The 12,997-nt window shown below is 60.1% G+C and carries 10 protein-coding genes; 4 read left to right on the top strand and 6 right to left on the bottom strand.

Annotation, left to right across the window (positions count from 1 at the left end):
• Nucleotides 1-133 precede the first annotated feature (133 nt).
• On the bottom strand, nt 134-2,200 hold the full coding sequence (gene treS, locus IB266_RS06445; RefSeq protein WP_192260615.1) for a maltose alpha-D-glucosyltransferase: 2,067 nt from the start codon (nt 2,198-2,200) through the stop codon (nt 134-136).
• Between the two features lie 446 nt (nt 2,201-2,646).
• Here treS and IB266_RS06440 point away from each other — a divergent pair, with 446 nt between their 5' ends.
• Nucleotides 2,647-3,945, top strand: a complete 1,299-nt coding sequence (locus tag IB266_RS06440; protein ID WP_103307791.1) for an MFS transporter — start codon at nt 2,647-2,649, stop codon at nt 3,943-3,945.
• Between the two features lie 30 nt (nt 3,946-3,975).
• On the top strand, nt 3,976-5,631 hold the full coding sequence (locus IB266_RS06435; protein ID WP_192260614.1) for a N,N-dimethylformamidase beta subunit family domain-containing protein: 1,656 nt from the start codon (nt 3,976-3,978) through the stop codon (nt 5,629-5,631).
• Between the two features lie 57 nt (nt 5,632-5,688).
• Here the strand turns inward: IB266_RS06435 and IB266_RS06430 are convergent, their stop codons facing one another.
• Nucleotides 5,689-6,705 carry an AraC family transcriptional regulator gene (locus IB266_RS06430; protein WP_192260613.1) on the bottom strand — a complete coding sequence of 339 codons (1,017 nt, stop codon included), beginning with the start codon at nt 6,703-6,705 and terminating at the stop codon, nt 5,689-5,691.
• A gap of 61 nt (nt 6,706-6,766) precedes the next feature.
• Here IB266_RS06430 and IB266_RS06425 point away from each other — a divergent pair, with 61 nt between their 5' ends.
• Complete coding sequence (locus IB266_RS06425) at nt 6,767-8,014, top strand: MFS transporter (protein ID WP_192260612.1); 1,248 nt, start codon at nt 6,767-6,769, stop codon at nt 8,012-8,014.
• 17 nt (nt 8,015-8,031) lie between these two features.
• Here the strand turns inward: IB266_RS06425 and IB266_RS06420 are convergent, their stop codons facing one another.
• Genes IB266_RS06420 through IB266_RS06410 form a run of 3 tightly spaced genes read right to left on the bottom strand, consistent with a single transcriptional unit; the run spans nt 8,032 to nt 11,105 of the window.
• A complete protein-coding gene (locus IB266_RS06420) occupies nt 8,032-9,996 on the bottom strand; it encodes an FUSC family protein (RefSeq protein ID WP_192260611.1) in 1,965 nt (654 codons plus the stop codon).
• Nucleotides 9,996-10,904: an HlyD family secretion protein gene (locus IB266_RS06415; protein WP_192260610.1), complete on the bottom strand. Its 909-nt coding sequence runs from the start codon at nt 10,902-10,904 to the stop codon at nt 9,996-9,998. The genes IB266_RS06420 and IB266_RS06415 overlap by 1 nt, the downstream gene beginning before the upstream one ends.
• 12 nt (nt 10,905-10,916) lie before the next feature.
• The gene (locus IB266_RS06410; RefSeq protein WP_192260609.1) at nt 10,917-11,105 is read right to left on the bottom strand and encodes a DUF1656 domain-containing protein; all 189 of its coding nucleotides are present in this window, start codon (nt 11,103-11,105) and stop codon (nt 10,917-10,919) included.
• A 146-nt stretch (nt 11,106-11,251) separates the two neighbouring features.
• On the opposite strand from IB266_RS06410, the gene IB266_RS06405 reads away from it, so the two are divergent.
• Nucleotides 11,252-12,049 carry an AraC family transcriptional regulator gene (locus IB266_RS06405; protein WP_192260608.1) on the top strand — a complete coding sequence of 266 codons (798 nt, stop codon included), beginning with the start codon at nt 11,252-11,254 and terminating at the stop codon, nt 12,047-12,049.
• 164 nt (nt 12,050-12,213) lie between these two features.
• On the opposite strand, the gene IB266_RS06400 is transcribed toward IB266_RS06405, so the two are convergent.
• A complete protein-coding gene (locus IB266_RS06400; RefSeq protein ID WP_192260607.1) occupies nt 12,214-12,888 on the bottom strand; it encodes a GntR family transcriptional regulator in 675 nt (224 codons plus the stop codon).
• Nucleotides 12,889-12,997 lie beyond the last annotated feature (109 nt).

Genomic DNA, 12,997 nt, shown 5'->3' with positions numbered 1-12,997 from the left:
GCTGCAGGTTATCCAGGCCAGCTCTTCCCCATGGGTGACGGAGCAGAGCATAGACAAAGCCTTGACTGAGCCTGACCAGAACTTATGGCATGGGTGGATGATTGAGCGATCGACCACCTCGATTTCCCTAGCCCTAGATCATGGGTGAGGTACTCACCACCCGCAACGCCAACCCCTCGAACGCATCCAGCGTGATGGTGAATTCGCCCTCAGGCGTGAGATCACCTTCGACCCGTTCATTGATGATGTCGACCACCGGCCCGGGCGCGATATTGGGCAGGTGCAGGGTTTCAGTGATCGGCGTCGAACCGAAGTTCAGCGCGGTGATTTGCGTACCTTTGCCGGCCGGCAATTCGTGAACCATGATCAGCAGCCCCGGATGCTCGACGTCCGGAATCAGTATCTGGCGACTGGCGGCGATGTCATAGGCACGGCGCGCAGCGAGGATCTTGCGCAACTGCGAGACGAACGAATCCGGGTCTTTCAACTGGCTTGGCAAGCTGCCGTACAGGGTCTTCGGACGCGGCATCTGGCCGGCCGACAATGCCGCATCTGGGTTGAGGTCCACCAGATCGTAGGCACCGCGATGAATCCAGCGTGTGTCGCCGTCGCCCATCAGATGCTCGACCTGTTCGGCCGGCAACGGCAACGCGCCGACCAGGTCCCAGCCAGACAATGCGAATACGCCCGGTTGCATCGCGTTGTACATCACCAACAGCAGATGAACCTGGCGAATCTGCTGGATATCTGCCGTCGTAATGGCATCGAGATCGCGAATCCCCAACGCCGCCGTGATGATGCTCGCGGTGGTGCAGGACACGCCGTTGGTGACGAATTTCAGATTGTAGGGCGCATGCTCGCCAGTGAGGCGCTCGTACATCTGCTCGCGGATGTGCTCGCGCAGGATGCTGCCGGGAAAGGTCTGCCCCTGATAGAGGTAAGTATCGTGGGCGTGCAGGGTCCAGAAGTGCACCAACTCCAGGGTCAACTCATCATGATTCTGCAACGCATGAATCAGCGAGCCCGGATCGATGCCGAGGGTGTGCATCTGCCGCAGCATCAAGCGCAGGAATTCGGCATCGCCCATCAGCAAGGCGTGTTGGTAGGCGGGTCGGGTGATGAAGTCGTAGGAGAGATCCGCCCCTCCGTGGGACATGGCGGCGATATCGTCTACGGTCAGGTTCAGCTCCTGGAAACTGAAGCCGCCGGCCTTGCGAATCGCTCCAGCGAGCAACTGGTTTCCGGTGATCGATAGCGGATGGCTTTCGGACCAGGCGGTCCCCTCGAGTTTGCGCTCCACGCCAAGAAAGCCGTTGGCGTCCAGACGCAGGATTTTCGCCCCCGAGACGTCGATGGCATGCAGTGCGTCCCCGATGATCATCTGCTGGGCGGCAAAGGTCGGGTCCAGCCAGTTCAGCGAAGGTTGCCCTTCCTTGAAGTAATGCAGATAGACCCAACGGCGCGGCTTGCCGTCAACACCCATCACCACCGGTGTCGCACTCCAATCGGTTTCCTTGACGCCTGGTTCGAAGAAGATCACTCGTTGCAACTGTCCGACGATGTAATGCTTGTCCCGCAGAATGTCGACCTGCTGCGGGGTGAGGTTCTGCGCATCACGGCCCTCGGCAATGTCGGGCAGCAACGGCCAATCCTCCTCGCGGATTTCCACCATGTGGTAGAGCCCCGGATAATCTTCATACGCCATCTCGGCCAAACGAAAATCCGCGCCTTTGCCGGTATGAGACGGGATGACATCCTCGATGACGACCGCATTGTGCGCGGCGGCCATTCGGGTCAACGCTTGCAGCTGCGCCTCGGTGCCCAATTGCGGGTCGAGCTCGAAACTGATGCGGTCAAAATTGCCATCGATCGTTGGTGTGTAGTCGGTGCCCGAAAGGCCACCGGACCTTTTCAAAGGACCATTGTGGATGCCCTGGATACCGATTCTCGACAGCGCATGCCATAAGGTTTCATCCCCCAGCGCTTCAAGCACAGTGCCATTTTCGCGGGTAACGATGGAGGCCGGATACGCGGTGAACCACACCGAAGCCAATGCCGAGGCGTCGCGAGGCCGAGTATGGGCATAGGGCTGCTGCCACATTCGGCCCTGGCCCGAGTAGAGCTTGGCGCGCTTCCTCGCAGCATTGAGCATCGATTGTTCGACCAGCCAGTCGACATGATTTTTCTCAGCTGCCGTCATGGACACAATCACCTCTGTCATGAAAAACCGCAGTCGCCCCTCTCCAACCGAAGCGCCGCTCGTTTTCATATGAGGCCACCACGCGGCATTCGTTGCATCGAATCAGGAGAAAGCCTGCGAAGCACAATCGGCTGCAAAACCAGCAGCGGGGTTTCGGACAAAACATCGAGACGAAGGATCATAGATAGCCAGGATTCACCCGCATAGACTCCGGTTCGAATTGAACAACAACGCGTCCAAGGGATGCTTTGTCGTGTGTGATTCCACTGCAACCTCTTTTATCCCTGCGCAGCGGATGCGGAGCCACGTCTCCCATGTCGGCGGGATTGATCGCCTCGTCAAGCGTGCGATAGACGTTCCGCTACAGGACATGGGATTTGACGATGTGCTGTCTCCCTGATGCAGCCCATCCTCTCTGCGCCCGATATCCATCATTGGAGAATGACATGAATAATTCGACGTCCCATCAAGGACGCCTTAGATCCTTGCGCGCGGCCGCCGTGGGAAATGCCCTTGAGTGGTTCGACTGGACGCTCTATGCAACTTTCTCTGTTTACCTGGCCCGCAATCTGTTCGACAAGACCGATCCCCGCTCCGCGATGCTCGCCACTCTTGCAGTGTTCGCGGCTGGATTCATAGCCCGGCCTCTGGGCGGTTTTTTCTTTGGACGCCTCAGCGATGTCCTTGGACGCCGGGCCATCATGGTCATCACCATGATGCTGCTGGCGGCCAGTAGCCTGGGTATCGCCCTCATTCCAAACTATCAGGACATTGGCCTCTACGCTTCGTCGGCCCTGCTCGTCTTTAGACTCATACAAGGCCTTGCCCACGGGGGCGAAACGGGCGTTTCCTACACTTATGTCGCGGAGATTGCCCCTGCCAAGCACCGTGGTCTGTGGTCAAGTTCGGTGTACGTAGGCGTCACGTTGGGCGTCATGGGTGCGACGGCAGTCGCCGCCGCCCTGACCTGGCTACTGGGTACACAGGCCATGGGAGACTATGGCTGGCGTATCGGTTTCGCCATCGGCGGGGTACTGGGTATTTATGCGCTGTTCCTGCGCCGCAGCGCCCAGGAGTCGCATGTATTCGAGCAGCAACGACAGCAGGCTCAGCCACCCCGCAAGTTGTCCAAGGGCGAAGTCCTGCGGATGACTCGCAACATCGTGATGCTGGCTGCGGCCGCTAACGTGACCTATTACGCCTGGGTGACTTTTGGTGCTGCCTCGGCCATCGCCCAAGGCATGGATGCGACCGGCGCCTACCTCGCCAGCCTGCTCGCCCAAGTCATCTGCGTGTGCTGGTTGCCGGTTTGCGGAATGCTCTCTGATCGGGTGGGTCGCAAACCCATGGTGATCGCCTGGGGGATTGGAGTGGTCGTGCTGACCTACCCCATCTCCATCATCGTCACCACCGAACCTTACACCTTGTTTCTCGCACAAGCGCTGGCGCTGCTCGCCTGGGCTTCGATTGCAGCGATCTTTCCCGCCGTGCTTTCGGAACAAGTGCCGACCCAAGCGCGTGCACAAAGTGTCGGGTTTGTCTCATCGGTTTCGGTGGCCATTTTCGGCGGCACCGCGCCCTATCTGCACAGCTATCTGGTGGGCGCCCACCTTGAGTATCTGTACATCGGCTACCTGATAAGCCTGGGCCTGGTCACGGTCGCGGCGGGTTATTTCATCGAAGAAACCGCAGGGATCGATCTCGCTGAAATCCAGGCACCTGGCGCCGGCTCAGCGGCGCTCTAGAGGAACCCACCCCATGCATAAGGGCACTTTATGAACGCCAATGATTCCAAGCGAACGACCGCTCGCGGCGAACGACCCGGTGCGGATTTAACCGCCGCCGTGACCTCAGGCCCACGCCAGGGCGCGCGGGAGATCTGGGTTGAAGTTCCCAGTGAGAAAGGCTCGGCAGCCGCATGGTGCTATTCCGACCGCCGCGCCTACAGCCCAGGCGAAACAGTCAACCTGCATCTGTCCTCGAACAGCCCCTGGGTTACGTTGAAAATCTATCGTGACGGCGCGCTGCCTCATACCGTTCACCAAACCGCCCCCCTCGCGGCAAGCTTTCATCCATTGCCCGAACGCGTCTACGAGGTCGGCTGCCAATGGCCAGTGTTCGCGCTATGGCCAATACCCTTGGACGCCAAGCCAGGTGCCTATGTGGTGGAAGTGCGGGACGGTGCTGATGCCGTACTCGGTCATCACCTGTTCATCGTGAGGGCGATGCGCAAATGCCCCGACGCACTGGTGCTGGTCGCTGCGACCTCCACATGGGCCGCCTACAACGACTGGGGGGGTGCCAACCATTACTTCGGCATCCATCCCGGCACACCCCGCGGCCGCTCGCCTCTGCTGTCAGCACAACGCCCTTGGGCGCGCGGGCAAGTCTGGCTACCTGAAGACGCACCGCGCTCGATCAATGCTTCGAGGCCGGGCAAACCGGGGCCGGCGCGCTATGAATTCATCGAGTGGGCCTCTCTGTACGGCTTCAGCAAGTACTACGCCCTGGCCGGCTGGGCATCCTATGAACGTCCGTTCGTAGTGTGGGCCGAAGAACAGGGCTATACGGTCGACATCCTGACTCAGGATGATCTGCATCACGACCCCGAGGCCTTGGACGGGTACGCCTGCGCAGTCTTTGTCGGTCACGATGAGTACTGGACGCGTGAAATGCGCGACAACGTCGAGGCATTTGTTGAAGCAGGGGGAAATGTTGCGCGCTTCGCCGGTAACTTCATGTGGCAGATTCGTCTGGAGAATCGCGGTGAACGCCAAGTGGCCTACAAATACGACGCCGCTGAGCTGGATCCCGTCGCGGCAAGTAATGACATCACGCTCACGAGCGCCTGGGAGGATCCACGAGTGGGTCGGCCTGGAGCCAGCACCTTTGGCGTCAATGCACTGCGCGGGATATACGGTAGCTTTGGGGGCATGGCCCCGCGCGGCCCGAGGGGCTTTACCGTGTTCCGGCCACAGCATTGGGCTCTGGCCGATACCGGGCTGGGCTACGCTGATCTGTTCGGCGATACGGCTAACATCTTCGGTTACGAGGTGGATGGCTTGGACTACACCTTCATCGACGGTCTGCCAGAACCTCTCGGCACAGACGGCGCACCGCCAGGGTTACAGATCCTTGCCATGGGCTGGGCGACCATCGCCGAGCACGGCCGGCCGCAGGATGCGTACTCCTTCATGCTGGGCGATGCAGACGCCAGGTTTCGGGCGTCACTGCTGGCGCCCGACATGAGTGATGCCAGCGTAAGCCAGCACAGCCGGGGGACTGGCATGCTCGTGCATTTCCCAAAAGGCAAAGGTGAGGTGTTCACCGCTGCATCCTGCGAGTGGGTAAACGGACTCAAGCTTGACGAGTACTCCACCGTGACCATCACCCGTAATGTGTTGGATCGTTTCTTACCAGCAAAGGCGTGATCTTGGCGGGCTCATCGTCAATGCCGCCGCAGTTCGGCCGGCCCTACTTGGCGCCATTCATTCCACAGGCTCACTGCTTCGACGTGCCTGTCGACTGGCCCCTGGTGGCTGGCCATTGATGCGCTTGAATGCACGGCTGAATGCCGCTTGTGAGGTATAGCCCAAACGTTGTGCGACAGCATCGATCGACAGATTGTCCTGCGTCAGCCATTGGCTGGCGATCCGCATCCGCAGTTCGGTGGCGTATCGCAATGGAGGTACGCCAATGGTGGCTTGGAACCGTTGGGCGAACACGGAGCGCGAAACGTGGGATTCGGCCGCCAGCTCGGCCACCGTCCACTCGCGCCCGGGTTGGCGATGCAACGCAAGGATAGAGCGTGCCAGGCGCGGATCTCGCAGCGCAGCCATGAGCCCTTGCGCACTTTCCGAGCCATGCTCGACCCAACCCCGTACGAACAAGGAGGCAGCGACTTCCGCAAGCCGAGCCATGATCCCGGCATACCCGATGCGTCCCGCGCAGATCTCACGCTTGATTGAATCGAGTATCGCTCCCAGCCCTGGATAACGTTGACCACCGGTGTCCGCCACCATGACATTCGGCATCAGCTTGCCTAACGCCCGCATGCCCCCCAGGTCGAACTCCATGCAGCCATAGAACAGGATCGTACTGGGCGTGGAAAGTGTGCTCGGACAAGTGTTCACACCGCTGACAGCCTCGCCCAAGGGAGCGGCATCAAGTTGGTCGATAGGCTGGACCGTGACATCCAGGGCGGATAGCAGTTCGTGCCCATGGCCTTGCGGCACCAACACCGCGTCACCTGCCGAGAGGTGATGCATCGCGCCATCGCCCGTACGCAGGATGGCCGTACCCACCGCCAGATAATGAAAGTAGGCATGGGCCGATTTGCGTTCGAAACCCAAGCCAAAACTCGGGCCCGTTTGAATACGGCGGTACTGAACACCGCGCAGCCGCATCCCCGTGAGCAGTTCGCTAATCAGCTCAGAAGACAGAGCAAATTGTCCTGATTCCGTCATGTTAGGTGTTTTGATCAAAAGACTAAGACTTAGCATCATAGATCATCCTGACGCTCAGCCCTAGAGTGTGTCTCACAATCACTTTCCAAGGATTCTTGAGATGAGTAGCGATGTTCTTGACGCTGCACCTGGCAGCGTTACTGGAGTAGAGCCGGCCACCCCGGCATGGACGGCGGTTTTCTCCCTGACCATGGGGGTCTTCGGCCTGCTGACGGCCGAATACCTTCCTGCCAGCTTGCTAACCCCCATGGCCTCTGATTTGAACGTGTCCGAAGCGCTGGCCGGACAGGCCGTGACCGTCACCGCCGTGGTTGCGTTGTTTGCTGGGCTCCTGGTACCAGGTCTGACCCGCACGTTTGACCGGCGCACCGTCTTGCTCGGTTTTTCCGCGCTGATGATTGCCTCCAACTTGCTGGTGGCCATGTCATCGAGTCTGGTGGTCCTGTTGTTGATGCGAGTGCTGCTTGGCATTGCGTTGGGTGGGTTCTGGAGCATGGCGGCTGCCGTGGCCATGCGACTGGTACCGGCGAAATGGGTGCCCCGGGCGCTGTCCATCATCTTCAGCGGCATTGCCGTGGGAACAGTGGTTTCCGTTCCGCTGGGCAGCTACTTGGGCGGCCTCTTCGGCTGGCGCAGTGCCTTTTACGCGGCAGCGGCGGTCGGCGTGCTGACGTTGATCTTCCAATGGTTCACCCTACCCCGCATGGCGCCTCGGAAAATGGCACGCACAGCCTCCGTACTGGAATTGCTCCGCCGTCCTGGCATTGCCATCGGCATGGTCGGATGCGTGCTTGCACACACAGGTCAATACGCATTGTTCACCTACATCCGTCCCGCACTTGAAAGCGTTGTACCCATCGACACCGATGGCCTGGCTTTAATGCTATTGGGCTTCGGCGCCGCCAATTTCGTTGGCACGCTCGTGGCGGGTTGGCTGATGGAGCGTAGCTTGCGCCTGACATTGATCCTTATGCCTGCCTTGGTGGCCGTGGCCGCGTTTGCCATGATCTCGCTTCCGCTCCAGGCGCCGGGACTGGCACTCGCAGTCGCCCTCTGGGGCCTGGCTTTCGGCGGGGTGCCGGTTGCCTGGTCAAACTGGGTGGCACGCGCGGTTCCGGATCAAGCCGAAACCGCAGGTGGGATGGTCGTCGCTGCGGTGCAGTCGTCAATCGCCGCGGGCGCTGCACTCGGTGGGTTGGTCTTCGGCTTTGGCGGCGTAATGGGCGTATTCATCATCGCAGGCGCAGTGATGCTGCTGGCCGCTCTGATGATTGCGCTTCGTGTGCGAGTGGAATTGCCGAAGCCTGCTGGAGGCGAACTATCAGGACATTCCCGACTTGCGCTATGAAATCGAATTGCTGCGAGTCAACAAGGGGAACGCGCAACGTTCGCGTATTGCTCCAACAGCCAAGCCAAGTCCTGGTAACAGATCGCTAGATGATGTGCCCCGAGTCTGCTCATCGACCTTGATGTGCGCCGGGCCTGGGCAGCACTGATCGCCGGATGATGGGCATATCGAGCGATCCGCCGGGCGCCGGTTTGTGCGCATTGGGCGACGGGCGATTCAGGATCGATACCGCTCGCGTTACGCTGTAGCCGGCTCAATTGTTTACTCAGTTGCAGCGACAAATAACCCGCTTGGTAATCCGGCGGGCTATCAGCGCCAAGCAAACTTTTCAACGCGACGAGCCGGGATTGTTGTTTCGCTTGCCATTTTGGGTGATCGATATGGCTTCCACGGCGAAGTAGCTGGCGTGTGTCCTTGTGGAGCGAGTGTGTCAATGCCCGAACATGTTTAGCGGGATCCTTCGGCAAGACCTGGAACGCTAATAGACAGACAAGCATTGCAACGATCCAGGCCAGCGCTTGGTTGGCGAAATCGACGAAATTGTAGGAGGCGGTATCGCCGGTACTTACCAAGGTATTGAACCCGATCAGGTAGGCAATCCCTTGCAGGGCGTAGCGCGGTTGGCTCGTCGCATGGATCCCGAACGACCAGAACGCAGCCAGTAACAGGAATAACAAAGGGAAGCCGTTGATCTGTGGCATCAGCAGGAATTTGCACAGTGCTGCCGCCAAAATGGCGTAGAGCGTGCCCCGAATAAAGCTGGCGATGCCTTGGGCAGGCGCGGGGGCCGGCGCCAACAATGTGCAGCACGGGCCCAGGACCGCCAGTAGCGCGGGCCCTTGATCCCAACCGCTGAGATACCAGACCGCACCCGCAGCCAAGGTGGCGAGCAGTGCCCTGATGCCGTTTCGCGCCGCATCAGCGTAATTGCGCGGATACACCACGGTACGTACCTGCTCGCGGCGAGCGTGGTCGAGGCTGGAGAAGTTCAGCAAGGCCTCGCCCAGATCCGTCAGTTGTTCGTCCAAGCGTTCGCTGAGCAACCGCGAGGGGTGGTTTGAGTCAGCGAAATCACTCACCAAGCTACGCAGTTGCCCCACCGTATCGGCGGCGGCGAGAAAGTCGCAGTGGGTGTCGTTCATCCGTTCACCCAGTTGCCGCAATGCCGTGCTTATCCGCGCGAGCAACGTGGCGTCGATCCCGGGGTATGGATCGTCGCTGTGCACATCGAGTACAGCGGATTGCAGATGCGCCAGGCCCGCCTGAATCGCCAACTGCCGGGAGCGAATCCGCGACGATTCACCCCGCCCTATCCCCAATTGATCGTCCACCTTACCGATATCCATGACGAGCTGGTGGCGTTGCGTCGCCAGCTCCGCGGACTGCTCGCCTGAGAGCCTCGCGGCGAGCAACCGGGCACTGCGGACGCAGACATCGACCAGCGAGTTTCGAAGCTTCTTCTCCATCGTCTTGGAACTGAACAGCGTTACCACCAGGCTCAAGCTCAGCACCCCGAGCGCTACCGCCGTGCCGCGAGTGATGATGTGATCGAAGCCCTGTTCAGGCGCGACGATGGCAGGCCCCAACGCCAGGCAGACCGTATAACCCGCCACCACTGCCGCCGTAGCTTGGTAATGGCGCAAGACGCTCATTGCACTGACGCACAGGCCCAGCCACATACCGATGCCGAGTATGAACAGCAGCATCTGTTGAGCGAACAGCCCTGTCAGCACCAAAGCCGCGACCAGGCCTACCAGGGTTCCCAACATCCGGTAGAAGCCTTTTCCCAGCACCGCCCCTTGAATGGGCTGCACCAGCAGCAACACAGTGGATGCCCCCGAGAACGGCGATTCCAGATGCAGTTGGAAGCCGAGCCACAGCGCCAGCCCCGCCGCCAAGACACTGCGCATCACGTAGAAGAAACTGACGGGTGTCCAGGGCAAGGGGATGAGCGCAAACAGACGTGTCGCCAGGCGAGTCATCACATGAACGCCTGCAGCCATTGGGTGAGTCGCCAGCGCGGCGCGGCGTTCGGCTGCGTCACTTCGACACTGGCGGTCATGCCCGCCGCCAACTCCAACCCGTCCGGGACCCTGTCCAACTCGATGCGCACGGGTACGCGCTGTGCCAACCGAATCCAACTGAAGGTCGGGCTCACCTGAGGCAAACCGCTGTCGTTGCGCAATTCATTGGCATCGGCGATTCCCCTGCCCATGCTTGCCACATGCCCTTCCAGCAGCGGGGCAAACCCCATCAGCTTGATCGACACCGGCGCGCCGATGCGCACACCGGGCAGCTTGGTCTCTTCAAAATAACCCGTGATCCAGAAACTATGGCCATCGACCACGAATAGGTTGGTATGGCCAGCCTCCGCGTAGTCACCAGGCTGCAGCCGCAGTTGAGTGACGTAGCCGTCCACCGGCGAACGAATCGTCGTGCGGTCCAGGTCGAGTTGCGCTTGGGCTAACTGGCTGCGTGCCGCGTCCAGGCGCGCTTGGGCCACAGCCAAGTCACGCGCCGCGTTGTCAATCTCTTCCCGGGCGATGGCGTCGGCCAATTGGGATCGCCGCTTCAATTGTGCACTGCGCTGCTCGAACACACTGCGCGCTTCAGCGTACTCCGCCGCACGCTGTTGCAGGACCAATCGATAAGCACGCGCATCGATGCGATACAGCAAATCGCCCTTGGCGACCCATTGGTTGTCACTGACCGACAACTGATCGATTTGGCCGCTAACCTCTGGTGCGATACGGATGACCTGCGCGCTCACCCGTCCGTCCCGCGTCCAGGGCGCCAAGACATAAGCCCGCCAAAGTTGCAGGCAGAACACCAGGGCCAGCACGCCAAGCCCCAGGGTGGCGGCAGGTTTGAGGATTTTGACGATAGACATGGCCGGCCTCACTCAGCAATTGACGACCATCGCCGACACGACGATAAGCGAGACAAAAAAACGCGCCAGCGCCGGGTGCCACGCCTCGTCCAACCAAGGCCGGGCCAGGCGCTCAATGAGTTTGTAGGCCAGGACCGATGCACCCAGGTAGATCAACAAGGGGGGGACGTAGAGGTTGGCAATGGAGATTTCGCTAAGCATGGCAAGCACCGGGATTCGGAGGGGGTCCAGGATTCGCCCGCGTACTGAAGGGGGCTTGGTGATAATGCTAAGGAACTACCACCGCTGCCGATATTGAGTACACTGCCAAAATATAATCAAATTCAGACAAACGCCGACGACACGCCATGGCCAAAATCCACCGTTTCCACGTCGATCAATTCGAGTACGACAACCTGTCGCAACCTGCCGTGGCACTGATGCTGGAAACCCAGCGCAACGACAGTGAGTCCGCCGAACACAAACATCGCAAGGGGCAACTGGTCGTGGCTTATTGCGGAGGCATTGTGTGTACGGTGGAAGATGGCGTGTGGATGGTCCCGTCAGGGTTCGGCGTCTGGATTCCGGGAGGGGTCGCCCACAGCAACCGCGTCACGGCCAACGGGCAGGTCTGTTTTTTATTCGTGGAACCCGGCGCCGCGTCGCTTCCCGATCGCTGCTGTACGCTGGCGCTATCGCCACTGATCCTGGAACTCATCCTCCACCTGAGCGGCCAGGTCCAGGATTACCCCGCCCATTCGCGCATTGCACGGCTGGCCAACGTACTGCTGGAAGAACTCGAACTGGCGCCCACGGAACAGCTTTACCTGCCTTTGCCCGCCTCGAACCAGCTTCGCACAATCGCCCGGGCGCTGGCGCAAGAGCCTTCCAACCGCGCCACCATGGCCAGTTGGGCACGGCATGTGGCCATGAGCGAACGCTCCCTGGCCCGCCTGATAAAAAGCGAAACCGGGCTTACCTTCGGTCAATGGCGCAAGCAATGGCAGATCATCGTCGCGTTGCAAAGCCTGGCCGAGGGGCAGTCGGTGCAGAGAACCGCTGAAGCGCTCGGCTACGAGTCAGTCAGCTCGTTCATCACCATGTTTCGCAAGACCTTGGGCACCTCACCGGCACGTTATCTGCGCAATACCACGCTACGGCAATGAGCCGGGAGGGGCCTCAGCGCCATCGTGGAGTTGGAAATCGAGATGGCTGCGTACGATGAGCTTCTGATTCAGTGACATCAAAGACGCGTTCCGGCAACGGAGGCTCGGCCAAGCTCTCTACACCTTCTTACCTTCACAAGCTCGCGAATCAGACATTGCTTGCCTCAGGCCGGCCGATCTTCGGTTTCGTCAATGAATTTCAGGATGCTGACGCCGCCGCGCAGGATGTCGTCGGCGATGGCCTTGCGAGCCTTCGATGGTTTTTTGTCCCTGAGCGCATCCAGCAGCACCAGGTGTTCGTCGGCACCAATGTAGGAGTTGTGGCCGTAGGTGTAGAACAGATTCAGGATAGGCCCCATGGAGACCCACAAACCCTCGATCTGGGCGGTGAGCATGTCCATGCCCGACAGCCTGTAGAGCGTGAAGTGAAACTCGCGGTTGTGATGCATGGCCGCCAACCCGTCGTTCTTTCGATCGGCTTCCTCGAACAGCTTGTGCAGCTCCAGAAGCCTGGCCAAGTCGGCATCGGTCACATTGTGCGTGGCCATTTCGGCGGCCAGACCTTCCAGCGCAATGCGAATGGTACGAACCTCCAGATACCGCGCCCGGGTCAATGCCGGCACCGTTGCAAACCGGCCAGAGCGAAGCTCCAGGCCGCGCTCGCTGACAAGCCGAAGGCAGGCCTCACGCACCGGTGTGACACTGGTCCCCAGTCGCTCTGCAAGATCTTGCATGACCAACCGTTCCCCTGGTTTGAAGTTTCCAGCGATCAGTCCTTCGCGAATCGAAAAGTACGCCCGAGCCGAAAGGTTGCCTTGCTCCAAGGGTTGAATCTGCACAGTTAGCTCCTGATATTGGCGGTCCCGAGAAGTGGCATGACGGTTTCCGCCCCCCCTACGCGATAAGACGCCACTTATAACATATAGGCACTTGGGTGCCGACAATCGC

Origin of the sequence: Pseudomonas sp. Pdm06 (assembly GCF_014851795.1) — a bacterium.
Lineage (GTDB): Bacteria > Pseudomonadota > Gammaproteobacteria > Pseudomonadales > Pseudomonadaceae > Aquipseudomonas > Aquipseudomonas fluorescens_AA.
Note: the sequence above shows the minus strand (reverse complement) of the source record. Positions and strands in the feature narration are given on the sequence as shown.

What these genes read in the sequence shown, in the direction of transcription:
- treS (WP_192260615.1), bottom strand. Translation starts at nt 2,200, where the DNA reads ATGACGGCAGCTGAGAAAAATCATGTCGACTGGCTGGTCGAACAATCG.
- IB266_RS06440 (WP_103307791.1), top strand. Translation starts at nt 2,647, where the DNA reads ATGAATAATTCGACGTCCCATCAAGGACGCCTTAGATCCTTGCGCGCG.
- IB266_RS06435 (WP_192260614.1), top strand. Translation starts at nt 3,976, where the DNA reads ATGAACGCCAATGATTCCAAGCGAACGACCGCTCGCGGCGAACGACCC.
- IB266_RS06430 (WP_192260613.1), bottom strand. Translation starts at nt 6,705, where the DNA reads ATGATGCTAAGTCTTAGTCTTTTGATCAAAACACCTAACATGACGGAA.
- IB266_RS06425 (WP_192260612.1), top strand. Translation starts at nt 6,767, where the DNA reads ATGAGTAGCGATGTTCTTGACGCTGCACCTGGCAGCGTTACTGGAGTA.
- IB266_RS06420 (WP_192260611.1), bottom strand. Translation starts at nt 9,996, where the DNA reads ATGACTCGCCTGGCGACACGTCTGTTTGCGCTCATCCCCTTGCCCTGG.
- IB266_RS06415 (WP_192260610.1), bottom strand. Translation starts at nt 10,904, where the DNA reads ATGTCTATCGTCAAAATCCTCAAACCTGCCGCCACCCTGGGGCTTGGC.
- IB266_RS06410 (WP_192260609.1), bottom strand. Translation starts at nt 11,105, where the DNA reads ATGCTTAGCGAAATCTCCATTGCCAACCTCTACGTCCCCCCCTTGTTG.
- IB266_RS06405 (WP_192260608.1), top strand. Translation starts at nt 11,252, where the DNA reads ATGGCCAAAATCCACCGTTTCCACGTCGATCAATTCGAGTACGACAAC.